The following is an 18,493-nucleotide window of genomic DNA, read 5'->3' as shown; positions in this document are numbered from 1 at the left end:
ACGCCGTATACAAAGAGCGGGGAATTCTCGGGGGATTATTTTTGCTGCCCGTGAGCAGGAAATGCGAAGGGCTCGCCCGATAATTCGGACGAGCCCTTCGGGTTGCGCGAGCCGTGTCATTCAGGCGACGACCACCGCAACCGTCGATCGACGTCGTTCTCAGACGGTCTCGGGCAACTCCTCAAGGCCTTCGGAGACCAGCTTCGCCAGACGGTCCAGGGCGGCGTCGGCGCCCTCGGCGTCGGAGGCGAGGACGATCTCCTCACCGCCCTGGGCGCCCAGGCCCAGGACGGCCAGCATGGAGGCCGCGTTGACGGGGGTACCGCCTGCCTTGGCGATCGTCACCGGGACGCCTGCGGCCGTGGCGGCTCGGACGAAGATGGAGGCGGGGCGGGCGTGGAGGCCCTCGGCCCAGCCGACGTTGACGCGGCGCTCAGCCATGTGATGCTGCCCTTCAGTGTTCAGGGTTGTCTAGACCAGTTTCCCACACGTGAAGCAGGGCCGGGAGCGGACCCTCGCCCGCCCCGGGGTGCCGTCGGACCGCGGCCTCGATCCGACATACGCCCTCCACAGACTGCCCTGCGCCCTTGTCGTACGCGAGCCGTACTCTGGGCCCATGCAGACCTCGCCGGACCGGCATGAGTACCCCGCCCACTGGGAGGCCGACGTGGTGCTGCGCGACGGCGGCACCGCGCGCATCCGCCCCATCACCGTTGATGACGCCGAGCGCCTGGTCAGCTTCTACGAGCAGGTCTCCGACGAGTCGAAGTACTACCGCTTCTTCGCGCCGTACCCTCGCCTGTCCGCCAAGGACGTCCACCGCTTCACGCACCACGACTTTGTGGACCGGGTGGGACTCGCGGCCACGGTGGGCGGCGAGTTCATCGCCACCGTACGCTACGACCGGATCGGCTCCGACGGAATGCCCGCGTCCGCACCCGCCGAAGAAGCCGAGGTCGCCTTCCTCGTGCAGGACGCCCACCAGGGGCGTGGCGTCGCCTCCGCGCTCCTCGAACACATCGCCGCCGTCGCGCGGGAGCGCGGCATCCGCCGCTTCGCCGCCGAGGTACTGCCCGCCAACACCAAGATGATCAAGGTGTTCACGGACGCCGGGTACACCCAGAAGCGCAGCTTCGAGGACGGCGTCGTCCGTCTGGAGTTCGACCTCGAACCCACCGACCGCTCCCTCGCCGTGCAGTACGCGCGCGAACAGCGGGCCGAGGCGCGGTCCGTGCAGCGGCTGCTGATGCCCGGCTCGGTCGCCGTCGTCGGTGTCGGCCGCATGCCCGGCGGCGTGGGCCGCAGCATCCTCGGCAACATCCGGGACGCCGGGTTTCCCGGCCGGCTCCACGCCGTGAACCGGGCCTTCCCGGAGGGCCTGAAGGAAGTCGACGGGGTGCCCGCCCACCGCTCCGTACGGGACATCGAGGGACCCGTCGACCTCGCGGTCGTCGCCGTCCCCGCCGAGCACGTCCCCGAGGTCGTCACCGAATGCGGTGAGCACGGCGTCCAGGGGCTCGTCGTGATCGCCGCCGGGTATGCCGAGAGCGGCCCCGACGGACGCGAACGCCAGCGCGCTCTGGTGCGGCACGCGCGCGCGTACGGCATGCGGATCATCGGGCCCAACGCCTTCGGGATCATCAACACCTCGGCGGACGTACGGCTGAACGCCTCCCTCGCCCCCGAGATGCCGCGCCCCGGCCGCATCGGTCTCTTCGCCCAGTCCGGCGCCATCGGCATCGCCCTGCTGTCCCGGCTGCACCGACGCGGGGGAGGGGTCACCGGGGTCACGGGCGTGTCGACCTTCGTCTCCTCCGGCAACCGGGCCGACGTCTCCGGCAACGATGTCCTGCAGTACTGGTACGACGATCCGGACACCGACGTCGTCCTGATGTACCTGGAAACCATCGGCAACCCACGCAAGTTCACCCGCCTCGCACGGCGCACGGCGGCGGCGAAGCCGCTGGTCGTGGTGCAGGGCTCCGGTTCCGCCCCGCAGGGACACGCCGTACGGGCGACACGGTTGCCGCACGCGACGGTGTCCGCGCTGCTCAGGCAGGCCGGGGTGATCCGTGTGGAGACGATCACCGAGCTGGTCGACGCGGGGCTGCTGCTCGCCCGGCAGCCACTGCCGGCCGGGCCGCGCGTGGCGATCCTCGGAAACTCCGAGTCGCTGGGGCTGCTGACGTACGACGCGTGCCTCTCCGAGGGGCTGCGGCCGCATCGACCGCTGGACCTGACGACGGGCGCGTCGGCGGAGGACTTCCACGCCGCGCTGTCCCGGGCGCTGGCGGACGACACCTGTGATGCCGTGGTCGTGACGGTGATACCGGCGGTGGGGGAGGCGTCGCCCGGAGAGGCGGCCCTGGCCGAGGCTCTGCGGTCCGCCGCGGAGACCGTGCCGGGAAAGCCGGTGCTGGTCGTGCATGTGGAACTGGGCGGGATCGCCGAAGCGCTGTCGGCCGCGGCCAGCACCGCACCGCAGGCGGGCCCGCAGGCACCCGGCGCCGTGGGCGCCGCCCACCCGATCCGCCCGTTGGACCGTCGGCCCACCGCCGAACCGGAGCGGTCAGCGGGCGCCGCCGATGCCTCCCGGACCCACCCCGCGCGCATCCCCGCCTACCCCGCCGCCGAACGCGCCGTCCGCGCCCTCGCCGAGGCCGTCAAGTACGCCCAGTGGCGACGCGACGCCGCCGACCCCGGCAAGGTGCCCGAGTACGAGGACATCGACGAGAAGGGCGCCGCGGAGCTGATCGACGGCATGCTCGCGCGCGGGCAGGGGCTGACCCTCGGCACCGACGAGACCTGCGACCTGCTCGGCAAGTACGGCATCGAGGTCCACCGCGCCCTGCACGCCCCCACCCCCGACGACGCCGTCACCGCCGCGCGCGCCCTCGGCTACCCCGTCGCCCTCAAGGCCACTGCCCCCCACCTGCGGCACCGCGCCGACCTGGGCGGCGTACGCCTGGATCTCGCGGACGAGGAGCAACTGCGGCGGGCGTACGCGGAGTTGACCGAACTGTTCGGGACGCCGGAGGAGCTGCGGCCGGTGGTGCAGGGCATGGCGCCGCGCGGTGTCGACACCGTCGTACGTGCCGTCATCGACCCGGCGGCCGGAGCGGTGCTCTCCTTCGGGCTCGCCGGGGCCGCCACCCAACTGCTCGGGGACATGGCGCACCGGCTCATCCCGGTCACCGACCGGGAGGCGACCTCGCTCATCCGCTCGATCCGCACGGCACCGCTCCTGTTCGGCTGGCGCGGCTCGGCACCGGTCGACGCGCCTGCCCTGGAGGAACTGCTGCTGCGTGTGTCGCGTCTGGTCGACGACCATCCGGAGGTCGTCGCGGTCACCCTGGAGCCGGTCGTCGTCGCCACGCGCGGCCTGAGCGTGCTCGGCGCCTCCGTCCGCCTGGCGCCCCCACCCGCCCGCGACGACCTCGGACCGAGGACCCTCCCGACGTACTGAACCCGCCGGAACCCACGGCGACGGGCGTGAGCGGTGCCTCGCAGTCAGTGCTCCCCCGTAGGATGGACCGCATGGCCAAGACCAGTACGACGACCCAGGGGCTGCGTGCGGCGATCGAGCGCAGCGGCTACTACCCGGCCCTCGTGGCCGAGGCGGTGGAGGCCGCCGTGGGCGGCGAGCCCATCCGGTCGTACCTGGTCCACCAGGAGACGACGTTCGACCAGAACGAGGTGCGGCGGCACGTGACGGTGCTGGTCCTCACCGGCAACCGCTTCATCGTGAGTCACACCGACGAGCAGGCCGCGGACAACACCTCCCCGACGCCGTACGCCACGACGTCCACGGAGTCCGTCAAGCTCAGCCGGATCTCGTCGATCGTGGTCAGCCGCGTGGTCGCCAACCCGGAGCAGTACAAGCCGGGCACCCTGCCGCGCGAGGTGGTGCTGACCATCGGCTGGGGCGCCGTCTCCCGCATCGACCTGGAGCCCGCCGCCTGCGGCGACCCCAACTGCGAGGCGGACCACGGCTACACGGGCAACTCGACGGCCGACGACCTGAGCCTGCGCGTCAGCGAGGCCGGGGACGGCCCCGAGACGGTGCGCCAGGCCCTCGCCTTCGCCCAGGCGCTGTCCGAGGCGACCGCGGACACCACCCGCTGATGTCCCACCCGTCTCCCCCCGCCGCCCATGATCGAGGGCGCTCCACGCCCACCCCTCCCGAACCGGCCTGGGACCACCCGGAACCCCTCGCCGTCGACTCGGCGCCCGTCCCCGAATACGGCACCGGCTCGCTCGCCGATCTGCTGCCCACGCTCGCCGCCGGCATGGGCGTCCCCGGCATGATCGCGACGATCCCGGAGCTGACCCCCGCCGACCGCACCTGCGTGTTCCTGATCGACGGCCTGGGCTGGGAGCAGCTGCGAGCGCACCCCGAGGACGCCCCCTTCATGACGTCCCTGCTGGCCACCTCCCGCGGCGGCACCGGGCGTCCGATCACCGCCGGCTACCCGGCGACCACCGCGACCTCCCTCGCCTCCGTCGGCACCGGCCTGCCGCCGGGCGCCCACGGCCTGCCGGGCTACACCGTGCGCGACCCGGCCACCGGCGAGCTGATGAACCAGCTGCGCTGGCAGCCGTGGACGGAACCGCGCGCGTGGCAGCCCCACCCCACCGTCTTCCAGCTCGCCGCAGCCGCGGGCGTGCACGCCGCCCAGGTGACCTCCCCGACCTTCGAGACGACCCCGCTGACCAAGGTCGCGCTCAGCGGCGGAACGTTCCACGGACGGCTGACCGGCGAGGAGCGCATGGACCTCGCGGCCGAACAACTCGCCGTCGGCGACCGCTCCCTGGTCTACACGTACTACTCCGAACTGGACGGGTCCGGCCACCGCTTCGGCGTCGACTCCGACACCTGGCGCGGCCAGCTCGCTCACGTCGACCGGCTCGTCCAGCGCCTGGCCGAGCAACTGCCGCCGCACAGCGCGCTCTACGTCACCGCCGACCACGGCATGCTCGACGTGCCCTTCGACGAGCAGCACCGCATCGACTTCGACGAGGACTGGGAGCTGCGCGCCGGCGTCGCCCTGCTCGGCGGCGAGGGGCGCGCACGGCATGTCTACGCGCTGCCGGGCGCGGAGAACGACGTGCTGATCTGCTGGCGCGAGGTGCTCGGCGAGCAGTTCTGGGTGGCCTCACGCGACGAGGCGATCGCGGCGGGCTGGTTCGGACCCCAGGTCGACGCGCGGGTGTACGACCGGATCGGTGACGTGATCGCCGCCGCACGCGACGACGTTCTGATCATCGCCTCGGAGCGGGAGCCGAAGGAGTCGTCGATGGTCGGCAACCACGGCTCGATGACCCCTGCCGAGCAGCTGGTCCCCCTCCTCGAAGTACGCTCCTGACGCGTCCCTGTCCGCTGAAGCTCCGCGAAGTCTCCCTGTTGCCGAAAGGTGCTCACCTCACCATGCCCGAGCTGGTGTTCTTCTCCGGAACCATGGACTGCGGGAAGTCGACGCTGGCTCTGCAGATCGAGCACAACCGTTCGGCACGCGGTCTGACGGGCATGATCTTCACGCGTGACGACCGGGCCGGCGAGGGCAAGCTCTCCTCGCGCCTCGGCCTGGTCACGGACGCGGTGGAGGTCGAGGACGGGATGGACCTGTACGCCTACCTCGTCGACCACCTCTCGCAGGGCCGGCGCGCGGACTACGTGATCGCGGACGAGGCGCAGTTCCTGGCGCCGGTTCAGATCGACCAACTCGCCCGCGTGGTCGACGATCTGGACATCGACGTCTACGCCTTCGGCATCACCACCGACTTCCGCTCCAAGCTGTTCCCCGGCTCCCAGCGGCTGGTGGAACTGGCCGACCGAGTGGAGGTGCTCCAGGTCGAGGCCCTGTGCTGGTGCGGCGCCCGTGCCACGCACAACGCCCGCACGATAGGCGGTGTCATGGTCGTCGAGGGCGCCCAGGTGGTGGTCGGCGACGTCAACCAGTCCGCGGACGAGGTCGGCTACGAGGTGCTGTGCCGCCGGCACCACCGGCGCCGTATGACGGCCGCGACGGCCCGGGCGGCGGCGCTGTCACCGGACGTGCTGCCGGTGTCATCCTCCTGAGTGGCCGGCAGAGACCGGCGCCGGTCTCTGCAGCAGGGCGAACCTCGCCCCCTCCGGGTCCGCAACCAGCGCCACCCGGCCGTGGGAGCCGTCCCGGACCGGCCTGAGGACGTGACCGCCCAGGTGCAGGAGGCGCTCGACGGCGTCGTCCACGTCGTCCACGTCGAAGTACGTCATCCAGTGCGGCCCCCGGTCACGGGGCAGCGCGTGGCCCAGGCCGCGGATGCCGGCGACGGGGCGGCCGTCCAGATGCAGAGTCAGGTAGTCCAGGTCGGCGGAGACCACCGGCTCCCGCTCGTAGCGGAACACCGTCTCGTAGAACTTGGCGACGCTCTCGGACTCGAAGGTCAGCAGTTCGTTCCAGGCAGGTGTGCCGGGCACGCCCGTGACGGCCGTCCCGAGGTGGGCGGCCGCCTGCCATACGCCGAAGACGGCGCCCGAGGGGTCCAGGCAGATGGCCAGGCGTCCGGCGTCGCCGGCGTCCAGTGGGCCCACGCCGACCGTGCCGCCGCACTGCCGTACCGATGCGGCCGTCAGGTCCACGTCGTCCGAGGCGAGGTAGGGCGTCCAGGCGATGGGCAGCTGCCGTTCCGGGGGCAGTTGGCCGATGCCCGCCACCTCGTGTCCGTCGAGCAGAGCCCGCACGTAGGGGCCGAGCTGCTGGGGGCCCGGCTGGAACTCCCAGCCGAACAGCGCTCCGTAGAAGTCCTGGGTCGTGGCGGGCCCGTGCACCATCAGACTCACCCAGCAGGGCGTGCCGGGCGTGTGCCGAGCGGGCTGGAAGCCGTTCAGGCCGGCCGACCCCCGTGCGTCGGTCATCGTCACTCTCTTCTTGGCCCCCTAGCGGTGGCCGTGTCGCATCCGCTCTGACGGACCCCCGTGCCGATGCTCGCACCAGCCGCGGTACCGCGCTTCGCGGCACGCCCCGCGCGACGGTCCCTGCCCGGAAGATGCCTGATGTGTGGTTCCGTGTTCGTTTCCGCGCGGCGGCTGACGGATGTCGATCGGCTGTACAGCATGTGCCCGGTCCCGTACGCCTCGTGACCGGGCCTGTCCGGCGGGCAGAGTAGCCGGACCTGAGCGACTCGGCCACCCCTGTGCGCAAGGATGGTGGCCATGAACGCCATCATCTCCGCAACCGAACTCGCGAATGATCTGGCGGGGGAGAACCCGCCGGTCCTGCTGGACGTCCGCTGGCAGTTGACCGTCGCCAAGGCGGCCGGGGAGCCGCCGTTCGACGGCCGGGCCGAGTACGAGGCCGGGCACATCCCCGGCGCGGTCTTCGTCGACCTGGACAGGGAACTCGCCTCCGCGCCCGGCGAGAAGGGGCGGCACCCGCTGCCCGACGTCGCGGAGTTCGGCGCCGCCATGCGCCGGGCGGGCGTGTCGGCCCGGACGCCGGTGGTCGTGTACGACGGAGGGCAGGGCTGGGCGGCGGCGCGTGCCTGGTGGCTGCTGCGCTGGACCGGGCACCCTGACGTGCGGGTCCTCGACGGCGGACTGCCGGCCTGGCAGGGCCCGCTGGAGACCTCGGTGCCGACTCCGGCCGAGGGCGACTTCGAGCCGGTGCCGGGGGCCATGGGGCTCCTGGACGCCGACGGTGCCGCGGCGCTGGCACGGTCGGGGGTGCTGCTGGACGCGCGGGCGGGGGAGCGCTACCGCGGCGAGGTGGAGCCGATCGACCGGGTCGGCGGGCACATTCCGGGCGCCGTGTCGGCGCCGACGACCGAGAACGTGGGCGCGGACGGGCGGTTCCTGCCCGCGGAGGACCTGCGGGACCGTTTCAAGGCCCTCGGCGTGTCCGGCGGCACGGAGGCCGGCGTGTACTGCGGTTCGGGCGTCTCCGCGGCGCACGAGGTGCTGGCGCTGGCGGTCGCGGGCATTCCGGCAGCGCTGTACGTGGGGTCGTGGTCGGAGTGGTCGTCGGATGCTTCGCGGCCGGTGGCGGTGGGGCCGGACCCCCAGTAGCCGACGCTGCTGTCGCGTACGGCAGGAGGGCCCGCACCCACCGGTGCGGGCCCTCCTGCCGTACGCCCGCCTACTCCTGCTTCTTCCGCCGTGTCCCGAACACGATCTCGTCCCAGCTGGGCACGGCCGCTCTGCGGCCCGGCCGGACACCGTCCGCCTCGGCCTGGCGGTCGGTGGAGCCGATGAGGCGGTCGCGATGGCTGCCGACGGAGCGCGGCATGAGGACGTCGGCGTAGGCGGAACCGGCCGAGGCCGCGGGGGCCGGGGGCTCCTCCGCCTCGGCTTCCTCGACGGGCTCCTCCTCGGGCTCCGCGGGACGTTCGGGGACGACCAGGTCGCCCCGGAAGCTCGGCACCGCTTCCAGCAGGCTGGTCAGCGAATCCCGCTCGCCCGTGCTCTCCTCCGCCGGTTCCGACGACTGCGCCGGCAGGCTCGGCCGCTCACGGTCGGCGGACCGGTCCAGCGGCCGGTCGCGCGGCAGCCGGGCGATGCGCGGAACGAACGGGAAGCTGGGCTCCGGCGCCGCGAGATCGTCGGACTCGCCGATCAGCGCGCGCGCCTCGTCGTCGACGGCCTGCACGAGCCGCCGGGGCGGGTCGTACGTCCAGCTCGCCGAGTGCGGTTCGCCCGCGACGCAGTAGACCAGCAGGACCTCCCAGGTGCCGTCGTCGCGGCGCCAGGAGTCCCACTGGACGGTGTCCTTCTCGGCGCCGCGCAGCAGCAGCCGCTCCTGGACGGCCTCGCCGAGCGGCGGGCCGGAGTTCTCGCCGGGGCGGCGGACCGGGGTCTTGCGGGCCCGCTCCGCCATGAAGGCGCGCTCGGCCAGCACGGGCCCCTCGAAGCGGCGTACGCGATCGACGGGGATGCCGGCCAGTTGGGCGACCTCCTCCGCCGTCGCGCCCGCTCGTATCCGCGCCTGGATGTCACGGGGGCGGAGATGGCTCTCCACCTCGATCTCGATCTGGCCGAGGCGGGGACGGTCGCCGCGCACGGCGGCGCGGAGCCGTTCGTCGATGGGAAGCGTGTACTCCGTGCTGTCCGCAGCCTTCAGCACCAGCCGTGTGCCGTCATTCGAGACGGCCACGACACGCAGTTCGGGCATGGGGACCTCCCGGGTGGTGCCTGCCGACGTCACGTGCGTCGCTGCTTCCGCTAGTCGAGTGTGGCCTGCCCGGGTGCAGCCTGCCACAACCTTGCCGAGTTGCCCGGCGTGTCGGGCGCGGGCCCTGGATCGCCGTTATGGCACGGTTACCTATTCGCAACGCTAAGTGACAAAAACCGTCACCCTGTGCAACTAGCCCCCTCCCGGCGGTCCTTCAAGGCCCTGTGCACCCTGACGGGAGACCGGACCCAGGGCTCGCAACAGTACTCCATTTGGGCCACGTGCGTGGATTGGCGCGCCGCCGAACTTCTCGCAAGGGGTGAGGCTCGGCCGCCGTGGCCGGGTTTCGCGATCTTGCAAGTGGCGCATTTCACGCACACCTCAGGAACGGATTCAACTGCTGCTATGCCCCCAGGACCCTCCGCAAGTAGTCGTTCTGGAACCGCCGATCGGGGTCGAGGCGATCCCGCAGTTCGGTGAACTCCCCGAAGCGCGGGTACACCCGGGAGAAGTACTCGGCGTCCCGCGTGTGCACCTTGCCCCAGTGCGGGCGGCCCTCGTGGGCGGTGAAGATGCGTTCGGCAGCGGTGAAGTACGCCTGATAGGGCGTGCCCTGGAACATGTGGACGGCGATGTAGGCACTGTCGCGGCCCGACGCCGTCGACAGCGTGATGTCGTCGGCCGGGGCGGTGCGCACCTCGACGGGGAAGCTGATCCGCAGGCTCGAACGGTCGACCATGGCCTTCAGTTCGCGCAGTGTCTCGACCACGGCCTCGCGCGGAACGGCGTATTCCATCTCCACGAAGCGCACCCGGCGCGGAGACGTGAAGACCTTGTAAGGAATGTCGGTGTAGGTCCGTGCGGACAGCGCCTTGCTGGAGATCTGCGCGATCGCCGGGATCGTGGCCGGCGCCGCGCGACCGACCCAGTTGGCCACCTGGAAGACGCCGTTGGAGAGGAACTCGTCCTCGAACCAGCTCTGGAGCTGGGGCACCGGCTTCTCCGGGCCCGCGCTGCGGTTGTTGCGCTTGGTGTTGGTGTTGCCCGTGTGGGGGAACCAGTAGAACTCGAAGTGCTCGTTCTCGGCCCAGAGTTCATCGAAGTCGGCGAGGACCTTGACGAACGGCATGGGCTCCTCGCGGGCCGTGAGCAGGAAGATCGGCTCCACGGCGAACGTGATCGCGGTGACGATGCCCAGGGCACCGAGGCCGATGCGGGCGGCCGCGAAGATCTCCGGGTTCTCCTTCTCGGAGCAGGTGAGCACCAGGCCGTCGGCCGTGACCAGTTCAAGGGCCTTGATCTGGGCGGCGATCGAGCCGGACTCGCGGCCCGTGCCGTGGGTGCCCGTACTGATGGCGCCGGAGACCGTCTGCTCCATGATGTCGCCCATGTTCGTCAGCGACAGACCTTCACGCGCCAGGGCCACGTTGAGTCTCTTGAGCGGGGTGCCGGCCTCGACCGTGACGGTCATGGCCTCCCGGTCAATGGTGCGTATGCCCGTCAACAGTTGAGGGCGTATCAAGACGCCGTCCGTGGCGGCTATGGACGTGAAGGAGTGACCGGTGCCGACGGCCTTCACCTTCAGGCCGTCCTCGGCGGCCTTCCGGACGGCCTCGGCCAGCTCGTCGACGGAGGCGGGAGTCACCTCCCGCGCGGGACGCGCGGAGACATTGCCGCCCCAGTTACGCCACGTGCCGTTCTTCCCGCTCACTGTGGTGCTCAACGGTGCCTCCCCGACCCGGAGCCGGCCTCTTGAGCCGGCGGTACCCGAGGAAACCGACCGCGACCGCGACGGCCCCGGCCACCGCCGGAACCCCGTACCCGGCGCGCGCCCCGGCCGCGTCGATGACCCAGCCGGCCACGGAGGAGCCGAGCGCGACCCCGACCGCGAGCCCCGTGCTGACCCAGGTCATGCCCTCGGTCAGGTGCGCACGTGGTACGTGCTCTTCGATGAGGGACATCGTCGTGATCATCGTGGGAGCGATGGACAGACCCGCAACGAACAGCGCCACGGCCAGAAACGGCAAGTTTCCGACCAGTAGGAGGGGGATCATACTCACGGCCATCGCGCAGACACCCAGCAACCATCGAGGTTCGGGCGCTCCGGAGAAGCGCAGCAGTCCGAAGACGATCCCCGCCACGCAGGAGCCGGCCGCGTACAGCGCGAGCACGACGCTCGCGGCACCCTTGTGGCCCTGCTCGTCGGCGAAGGCGACGGTGACCACGTCGACCGCCCCGAAGATCGCTCCGGTCGCCACGAAGGTCGCCACCAGCACCTGCAGGCCCCCGGAGCGCAGCGCCGTACCGCCGCCGCGGTGCTCGCGCGGGTGCGGCTTCGGCTCGGTGGCGCGCTGCGCGGTCAGCCAGAAGACACCGACGGCCAGGAAGCAGGCGGCGAGCAGCGGCCCGGCCTCCGGGAACCAGGCCGTGGACAGCCCGATGGAGATGATCGGCCCGAAGATGAAGCAGACCTCGTCCACCACGGACTCGAAGGAGTACGCGGTGTGCAGCTGCGGGGTCCCCCGGTACAGGGCCGCCCAGCGGGCCCTGATCATCGCGCCGACGCTCGGCACGCAGCCGATGCCCGCACAGCACACGTACAGCACCCAGTCCGGCCACCCGTAGTGCGCGGCGACCAGCAGCCCGGCCGCCGCGGCGAGCGAGACCAGCGTCGCCGGGCGCAGCACCCGCCGCTGCCCGTACTGGTCCACCAGGCGCGAGACCTGCGGACCGGCCACCGCGGCGGCCAGCGCGATGGTCGCCGACAGGGCACCGGCCAGCCCGTACCGCCCGGTCAGCTGCGAGACCATCGTGACCACGCCGATGCCCATCATCGACAGCGGCATACGGCCGAGGAAGCCCGCGGCGGAGAAGCCCTTGGAGCCGGGGGCGGCGAACAGGGCGAGGTAGGGGCTGGGCAACGGGGTCTCCGGAGAAGCTCAGTAAGGTGCGAGCGCAGTCGATACAGCTTACGGGTCAGGCGAACCCGATGCGCCGGCGAATATCGGACGCGATCCGATTCGTCACCGGGCGGTTTCCGGCCCGTCAGTGCCGAGTGGCAGGATCGACCCATGCCAGACGCGCTCGATGCCACCCCCTACGACGCCCTGCTCCTGCTCTCGTTCGGCGGCCCCGAGGGCCCGGACGACGTGATCCCGTTCCTGGAGAACGTGACGCGCGGCCGCGGCATCCCCAGGGAACGTCTCAAGGAGGTGGGCGAGCACTACTACCTGTTCGGCGGGGTCAGCCCGATCAACGACCAGAACCGCGCCCTGCTGGACGCCCTCCGCAAGGACTTCGCCGACCACGGCCTCGACCTGCCGGTCTACTGGGGCAACCGCAACTGGGCGCCGTATCTGACCGACACCCTGCGCGACATGGTCCGCGACGGCCGCCGCCGCATCCTGGTCCTCGCCACCAGCGCCTACGCCTCGTACTCGGGCTGCCGCCAGTACCGCGAGAACCTCGCCGACGCGCTCGCGACCCTGGAGACGGAGGGCCTGGAGCTGCCGAGGCTCGACAAGCTGCGGCACTACTTCAACCACCCGGGCTTCCTGGAGCCCATGATCGACGGGATCGTCCAGTCCCTCGCCGACCTCCCCGAGGACGTCCGCGACGGCGCGCACATCGCGTTCACCACCCACTCGATCCCGACCGCCGCCGCGGACACCTCCGGCCCCGTCGGGGACCACGGCGACGGCGGCGCGTACGTCCGGCAGCACCTGGACGTCGCCCAGCTGATCGCCGACGCCGTCCGCGAGCGCACCGGCGTCGACCACCCCTGGCAGCTCGTCTACCAGTCCCGCTCCGGTGCCCCGCACATCCCGTGGCTGGAGCCCGACATCTGCGACCACCTGCAGGAGCGGCAGGCCGCCGGGGCCCCGGCCGTCGTCATGGCCCCGATCGGCTTCGTCTCCGATCACATGGAGGTCATGTACGACCTCGACACGGAGGCCAAGGCCAGGGCCGAGGAGCTGGGGCTGCCGGTGCGCCGCTCCGCGACCGTCGGCGCCGACCCGCGGTTCGCCGCCGCCGTCCGCGATCTCGTGCTGGAGCGCGCCGCCGTCGAGCGCGGGCAGGAGGTCACGCCGTGCGCCCTGGGCGCGCTCGGTCCCAGTCACCACCTCTGCCCGGTGGGCTGCTGCCCGGCCCGCGCCTCCCGCCCCGCCGCCGCGGGCGCCGACAGCCCCTACGCGTGAGGAGCCCCGTGACCGACCCCCTGCACTCGGAACTGCTCGACCTGGCCCGTGAGGCCGCCCACCGCGCGGGCGCACTGCTGCGCGACGGCCGACCCGCCGACCTCGCGGTCGCGGCCACCAAGTCCAGCCCGATCGACGTGGTCACCGAGATGGACATCGCGGCCGAGAAGCTGATCACCGGCATGATCGCCGACCAGCGTCCGGACGACGGCCTCCTCGGCGAGGAGGGCGCCTCCACCGAGGGCACGAGCGGCGTCCGCTGGGTGATCGACCCGCTCGACGGCACGGTCAACTACCTGTACGGCCTGCCCACTTGGGCCGTCTCCATCGCCGCCGAGCAGGACGGCGAGACCGTCGTCGGGGTGGTCGCGGCCCCGATGCGCGGCGAGACGTACCACGCGGTCCGCGGCAGCGGGGCATGGGCGACGGGAGCCTGGGACGGCGAGCGCAGGCTCGCCTGCCGTACCGCGCCGCCCCTGGACCAGGCCCTGGTCTCCACCGGCTTCAACTACGTCACCGAGGTCCGCGCCCACCAGGCCGACGTCGCCCAGAAGCTGATCCCGCTGCTGCGCGACATCCGGCGCGGCGGCTCGGCCGCGGTCGACCTGTGCGACGTCGCCGCCGGCCGCCTCGACGGCTACTACGAACGCGGCCTGAACGCCTGGGACCTCGCGGCGGGCGACCTGATCGCCCGCGAGGCGGGCGCGCTGACCGGTGGACGCCCCGGAGAGCGCCCGTCACGGGATCTGGCGGTCGCGGGCACCCCTGGCGTCTTCGAGCCCCTCCAGCGCCTCCTGGAGGACTTCGGCGCCTGGCACGACTGACGCGTGCCCCCGGTCGAAGGCAGGCGGACATCACACCGGACACTGCGTGAACACCGCCGCACGCGAACGCGACGGGGCCCCGGTGCTGGATTCACCGGGGCCCCGTCGCGTTACGGGCGTGCGGGCGATCAGACGCTGGACGCGCCGACCTCCACACCGTGTTCGGCGGCGAGGCGGTGCAGGTCGTCGAGCTCGGCCAGCTCCACGTCGACGAGGAAGTCGTCGCCCTCGTCACGAGCCCGCGACAGGTCGGACTCGGTCGCCCTTATGCGCTGCAGAAGTCCTGCGGTGAAAGCGTCCATGCTACGCCCCCTCGTCCTGGGTCGTGGGTCGGTGGCACGGGGGTGTGCCGTGGGTGGAAAGGGGCGATCACGTCTCCTGTGGATGCCCAGCGCCGCTCAGCTGGGCGGCGACGGTGCCGGGCACCCACGCCCGCCCTGAGCGAAGCGGTTGGCTGCGCACCGCGTGGTCGTGCGGTACATGCAGAGCGTGATCGCGGGGTGTAGAACTCGTCCTCCCCAAGCTCCCTTCCGCGGAAACCTCAACCGCACGAGAAAATCTCGCATTCCCGTTCTCACACCCGCCCCTCATGGCGCCCTCACCCGTCTTACAGCCGACTTATGGCCGAAAAGTGCAGGATGGAGGTCTACACACCCACGAAGACCCCTGCCCGCATGCGCCGGAACCGGTGCTACGCGGGTGGACAGAGGAAGGACAAGCGACGTGCGCGTACTCGTCGTCGAGGACGAGCAACTGCTCGCCGATGCGGTGGCCACCGGACTGCGCCGGGAGGCCATGGCCGTCGACGTCGTGTACGACGGTGCGGCCGCCCTGGAGCGCATCGGCGTCAACGACTACGACGTGGTCGTCCTCGACCGCGACCTCCCGCTCGTGCACGGCGACGACGTCTGCCGCAAGATCGTCGAACTCGGCATGCCCACGCGCGTGCTGATGCTCACGGCCTCCGGAGACGTCAGCGACCGTGTCGAGGGCCTGGAGATCGGCGCCGACGACTATCTGCCCAAGCCCTTCGCGTTCAGCGAGCTCATCGCCCGCGTGCGCGCCCTCGGACGGCGGACGAGCGTGCCGCTGCCGCCCGTCCTGGAGCGCGCCGGCATCAAGCTCGACCCCAACCGCCGCGAGGTCTTCCGCGACGGAAAGGAGGTCCAGCTCGCACCGAAGGAGTTCGCCGTGCTGGAGGTGCTCATGCGCAGCGAGGGCGCGGTCGTCTCCGCCGAGCAACTCCTGGAGAAGGCCTGGGACGAGAACACCGACCCGTTCACCAACGTGGTCCGCGTGACCGTCATGACCCTGCGCCGCAAGCTGGGTGAGCCGCCCGTCATCGTCACCGTGCCCGGCTCCGGCTACCGGATCTGATCCCCGTGGCCGCGACACCTGCGCCTCCTCAGGCGCCCCCGAAGCCCACCTGGGATCCCCGGAGGCCGGTGCAGCCCTTCCCGTGGCTGCGCCCGACCATCCGGATACGGCTGACGCTGTTGTACGGCGGCATGTTCCTGATCGCGGGCATCGTGCTGCTGCTGATCATCTACCTGCTGGCCGCCCAGGCCCTGAACGTGGGCAGTGAGCTGCCGTTCAAGATCGCTCAGGGCAAGGTCACCAGCGATATCTGCGACCTGCCCGCCAGCGCCTCGCCCGACGTGTTCAACAGAGCCATGAACGAGTGTGTCAACGAGCAGCGTCAGCACGCCCTGGACAGCCTGCTCAGCCGCTCGCTCCTGGCCCTGCTCGGCCTCGCCGTGATCGCCTTCGCCTTCGGTTACGCCATGGCCGGCCGTGTCCTGTCGCCGCTCGGCCGGATCACCCGCACCGCGCGCGCGGTGGCGGGGTCGGACCTGTCCCGCCGTATCGAGCTGGACGGCCCGGACGACGAGCTGAAGGAACTGGCGGACACCTTCGACGACATGCTGGAGCGGCTCCAGCGGGCCTTCACCGCCCAGCAGCGCTTCGTCGGCAACGCCTCGCACGAGCTGAGGACGCCGCTCGCGATCAACCGCACACTGCTGGAGGTGCACCTGTCCGACCCGGGCGCGCCGGTGGAACTGCAGCAGCTCGGCAAGACGCTGCTGGCCACCAACGAGCGCAGCGAGCAGCTCGTCGAGGGCCTGCTGCTGCTCGCCCGCAGTGACAACCAGATCGTCGAGCGCAAGCCCGTGGACCTCGCCGAGGTCGCCTCGCAGGCCATCGACCAGGTGCGCGCCGAGGCGGAGGACCGGAGCGTGGAGATCCGCGGCAAGCGCGAGCCCGTGGTCGTCCAGGGCAACGGCGTGCTCCTGGAGCGGATCGCCCTGAACCTCGTGCAGAACGCGGTGCGTTACAACGTCGCCGAGGACGGCTGGGTGGAGGTCACGACCGAGGCCCAGCACGGCCAGGCGGTCCTGATCGTCTCGAACACGGGGCCGGTCGTGCCGGCGTACGAGATCGACAACCTCTTCGAGCCGTTCCGGCGGCTGCGTACGGAGCGCACGGGCAGCGACAAGGGCGTCGGCCTCGGTCTGTCCATCGTCCGGTCCGTGGCCCGGGCGCACGGCGGGCACATCTATGCCCAGCCGCGTGAGGGGGGAGGGCTCGTGATGCGGGTCACGCTACCGATCTGAGATCATGACCTCGGAGTTCACCGACACACGGGGGTGTTCGCTTTGCGCGGAATTTCTGGGACGCTGTCCCGACATCTTCGTGTGTGATCGATCACAGCTGCGATTTTCCGGCCATCTACTCTCCGTGATCATGTGTCCTTCGAAAGGTCGGGAAAATCCCTGTTTTCGCAGGTCGTGATCACGGGAAGTACACGGTGAGACGCCTTTGGACTGCGGCGTTCGGACCGTGTACGGTCCCCATCGCCATCCAAGCCGATCACTCTTGAGGGGTCCGGTTGGGTGTCGATTGAGTAACAGACCTTGATGTGAGGCAAAATCTCCGCCTCAGGTCGGGCACAAGTCCGGCCTCTCACGCGTTACGTGCGCTGGAGACACCGCAGACACCCAGAGGGGGAGAGCGACATGGCAACCGACTACGACACTCCACGCAAGACCGACGACGACGTCGACTCGGACAGCCTCGAAGAACTCAAGGCCCGGCGGAACGACAAGTCGGCCTCCGCCGTGGACGTGGACGAGTTCGAGGCCGCCGAGGGTCTGGAACTCCCGGGCGCCGACCTCTCGAACGAGGAACTGGCCGTCCGGGTGCTGCCGAAGCAGCAGGACGAGTTCACGTGCATGAGCTGCTTCCTGGTGCACCACCGCAGCCAGCTGGCCCGGGAGAAGAACGGTCAGCCGATCTGCCGCGACTGCGACTGAGGCGGGGTCGGCCGTGACCGGCTCGACCCCTCCCTGGAAGCGCCGCTTCTCCGGCAGGGGAGCGGACGAAGGGCCGTCCGACGGCCCGAAGTACGGCGCGCGTGACGACGAGCGAGGCTCAACCGGTACGGGAGCGGCCTCGCTCGAACCGGCAACGGGCCGGGGTGACCTCCCGGCGCCCGTGGAGGCCCCCACGCCCGTAGCCCGGCGCCGCGTGGCGGTGATCCGGCAGAAGGCCAGGGAAGGCGTCCGCAAGGGCGGTGACCGCGCCCGGGCGGGACTGGCGCGCCTCACCGACCGCATCATCGAACTGGCTCCGCGGGTCCCCGTACGGGACCTGGCGACGCTCCGCAGGCAGTTCCCGGGCCTCGGACCCGAGGAGATCGCGGACAGGCTCGTGGCGGGCGCGGCGAACGGCACGGCCACGGTCGGAGCGGGGATCGGGGCGGCGGCGATGCTGCCCGTACCGCCGGCGATGCCGACGGAGCTGGCCGCCGAGATCACGGGCGTCGCGGTGATAGAGCTCAAGCTGATCGCCGAGCTCCACGAGGTGTACGGCGTGCGACCGCCCGGCAACCTCATGGAGCGCAGCAGCGCGTATCTGGACTCCTGGTCGGGGGAGCGCGGGGTCGACGTGACCAAGCCGTCGTCCTTCAACTTGGCGGTGAACAGTCACATGAAGCGGCAGCTGCGCCAGCAGATCATGAAGCGGCTGATGCGCAATCTGCCGAATCTGATGCCGTTCATGGTGGGAGCGGCCGTGGGGGCGGTCATGAACCGCCGGGACACCAAGCACCTTGCCGCCCGGATCAGGGCGGATCTCCGGAAGATCCAGGTGCCGTGGGAGGCCCTGCCCGAGCTTCCGGCTCTGGAGCGTCCGGCTGACGCGCTGGAGATGGGGACCGACGTCACGAAGGAACTCGGGCGCGGCCCGAAAGAGGACGCGGAAGAGGGCCCGAAACATGACCCGGAAGATGACGGGCGCTGAGTGACGGGCGGTCGTGCTG

The 18,493-nt window shown here is 71.3% G+C and carries 17 protein-coding genes; 11 read left to right on the top strand and 6 right to left on the bottom strand.

Translation table 11 applies throughout. The annotated features are described in order from the left end of the window. Nucleotides 1–159: 159 nt before the first annotated feature. Nucleotides 160–441, bottom strand: coding sequence for an HPr family phosphocarrier protein (locus tag NW895_RS21045; protein WP_030235221.1), 282 nt, complete (start codon nucleotides 439–441; stop codon nucleotides 160–162). A gap of 175 nt (nucleotides 442–616) precedes the next feature. Here NW895_RS21045 and NW895_RS21040 point away from each other — a divergent pair, with 175 nt between their 5' ends. The 4 genes from NW895_RS21040 (at nucleotide 617) to NW895_RS21025 (ending at nucleotide 6,079) form a co-directional block, all read left to right on the top strand. Continuing rightward, the gene (locus NW895_RS21040; protein ID WP_289937296.1) at nucleotides 617–3,466 is read left to right on the top strand and encodes a bifunctional GNAT family N-acetyltransferase/acetate--CoA ligase family protein; all 2,850 of its coding nucleotides are present in this window, start codon (nucleotides 617–619) and stop codon (nucleotides 3,464–3,466) included. Between the two features lie 62 nt (nucleotides 3,467–3,528). Further along, nucleotides 3,529–4,125, top strand: a complete 597-nt coding sequence (locus NW895_RS21035; RefSeq protein ID WP_289937399.1) for a DUF5998 family protein — start codon at nucleotides 3,529–3,531, stop codon at nucleotides 4,123–4,125. Further along, nucleotides 4,125–5,366, top strand: a complete 1,242-nt coding sequence (locus NW895_RS21030) for a nucleotide pyrophosphatase/phosphodiesterase family protein (RefSeq protein ID WP_289937295.1) — start codon at nucleotides 4,125–4,127, stop codon at nucleotides 5,364–5,366. Before NW895_RS21035 ends, NW895_RS21030 begins: the two co-directional genes overlap by 1 nt. Nucleotides 5,367–5,428: 62 nt before the next feature. Then, nucleotides 5,429–6,079 carry a thymidine kinase gene (locus NW895_RS21025; protein WP_289937294.1) on the top strand — a complete coding sequence of 217 codons (651 nt, stop codon included), beginning with the start codon at nucleotides 5,429–5,431 and terminating at the stop codon, nucleotides 6,077–6,079. Here the strand turns inward: NW895_RS21025 and NW895_RS21020 are convergent. Beyond that, nucleotides 6,068–6,898, bottom strand: a complete 831-nt coding sequence (locus NW895_RS21020) for a VOC family protein (protein WP_289937293.1) — start codon at nucleotides 6,896–6,898, stop codon at nucleotides 6,068–6,070. The genes NW895_RS21025 and NW895_RS21020 overlap by 12 nt on opposite strands. Nucleotides 6,899–7,195: 297 nt before the next feature. Between NW895_RS21020 and NW895_RS21015 the strand changes: the two genes are divergently transcribed. Then, the gene (locus NW895_RS21015) at nucleotides 7,196–8,047 is read left to right on the top strand and encodes a sulfurtransferase (protein WP_289937292.1); all 852 of its coding nucleotides are present in this window, start codon (nucleotides 7,196–7,198) and stop codon (nucleotides 8,045–8,047) included. A gap of 70 nt (nucleotides 8,048–8,117) precedes the next feature. Here the strand turns inward: NW895_RS21015 and sepH are convergent, their stop codons facing one another. From sepH to NW895_RS21000, 3 genes are all read right to left on the bottom strand, one after another. Beyond that, nucleotides 8,118–9,149 (bottom strand): septation protein SepH, encoded by a 1,032-nt coding sequence (gene sepH, locus NW895_RS21010; protein ID WP_289937291.1) that lies wholly within the window; start codon nucleotides 9,147–9,149, stop codon nucleotides 8,118–8,120. Nucleotides 9,150–9,552: 403 nt separating this feature from the next. Then, nucleotides 9,553–10,872: a D-arabinono-1,4-lactone oxidase gene (locus tag NW895_RS21005; RefSeq protein WP_289937290.1), complete on the bottom strand. Its 1,320-nt coding sequence runs from the start codon at nucleotides 10,870–10,872 to the stop codon at nucleotides 9,553–9,555. Then, nucleotides 10,832–12,070, bottom strand: a complete 1,239-nt coding sequence (locus tag NW895_RS21000; protein WP_289937289.1) for an MFS transporter — start codon at nucleotides 12,068–12,070, stop codon at nucleotides 10,832–10,834. Before NW895_RS21000 ends, NW895_RS21005 begins: the two co-directional genes overlap by 41 nt. Nucleotides 12,071–12,220: 150 nt before the next feature. Between NW895_RS21000 and NW895_RS20995 the strand changes: the two genes are divergently transcribed. Both NW895_RS20995 and NW895_RS20990 read left to right on the top strand, forming a co-directional pair. Next, nucleotides 12,221–13,348 (top strand): ferrochelatase, encoded by a 1,128-nt coding sequence (locus tag NW895_RS20995; protein WP_289937288.1) that lies wholly within the window; start codon nucleotides 12,221–12,223, stop codon nucleotides 13,346–13,348. Nucleotides 13,349–13,356: 8 nt separating this feature from the next. Further along, on the top strand, nucleotides 13,357–14,172 hold the full coding sequence (locus NW895_RS20990; protein ID WP_289937287.1) for an inositol monophosphatase family protein: 816 nt from the start codon (nucleotides 13,357–13,359) through the stop codon (nucleotides 14,170–14,172). A gap of 128 nt (nucleotides 14,173–14,300) precedes the next feature. Here the strand turns inward: NW895_RS20990 and NW895_RS20985 are convergent, their stop codons facing one another. Continuing rightward, nucleotides 14,301–14,474 carry a hypothetical protein gene (locus NW895_RS20985; protein ID WP_289937286.1) on the bottom strand — a complete coding sequence of 58 codons (174 nt, stop codon included), beginning with the start codon at nucleotides 14,472–14,474 and terminating at the stop codon, nucleotides 14,301–14,303. A gap of 421 nt (nucleotides 14,475–14,895) precedes the next feature. Here NW895_RS20985 and NW895_RS20980 point away from each other — a divergent pair, with 421 nt between their 5' ends. The 4 genes from NW895_RS20980 to NW895_RS20965 all read left to right on the top strand — a co-directional run bounded on the left by NW895_RS20980 (nucleotide 14,896) and on the right by NW895_RS20965 (nucleotide 18,474). Next, nucleotides 14,896–15,549, top strand: coding sequence for a response regulator transcription factor (locus tag NW895_RS20980; protein WP_003993508.1), 654 nt, complete (start codon nucleotides 14,896–14,898; stop codon nucleotides 15,547–15,549). 5 nt (nucleotides 15,550–15,554) lie between these two features. Then, entirely contained in the window at nucleotides 15,555–16,787 is a 1,233-nt protein-coding gene (locus tag NW895_RS20975) for a HAMP domain-containing sensor histidine kinase (RefSeq protein ID WP_289937285.1), read from the top strand. 402 nt (nucleotides 16,788–17,189) lie between these two features. After that, nucleotides 17,190–17,486 (top strand): DUF4193 domain-containing protein, encoded by a 297-nt coding sequence (locus NW895_RS20970; protein WP_003993510.1) that lies wholly within the window; start codon nucleotides 17,190–17,192, stop codon nucleotides 17,484–17,486. 13 nt (nucleotides 17,487–17,499) lie between these two features. Then, a complete protein-coding gene (locus NW895_RS20965) occupies nucleotides 17,500–18,474 on the top strand; it encodes a hypothetical protein (protein ID WP_289937284.1) in 975 nt (324 codons plus the stop codon). Nucleotides 18,475–18,493: the final 19 nt, after the last annotated feature.

This window comes from Streptomyces sp. S.PNR 29, assembly GCF_030386795.1.
Taxonomy (GTDB): Bacteria; Actinomycetota; Actinomycetes; order Streptomycetales; family Streptomycetaceae; genus Streptomyces.
The sequence above is the reverse complement of the archived record's forward strand: the minus strand, read 5'-3'. Positions and strand labels throughout refer to the sequence as shown.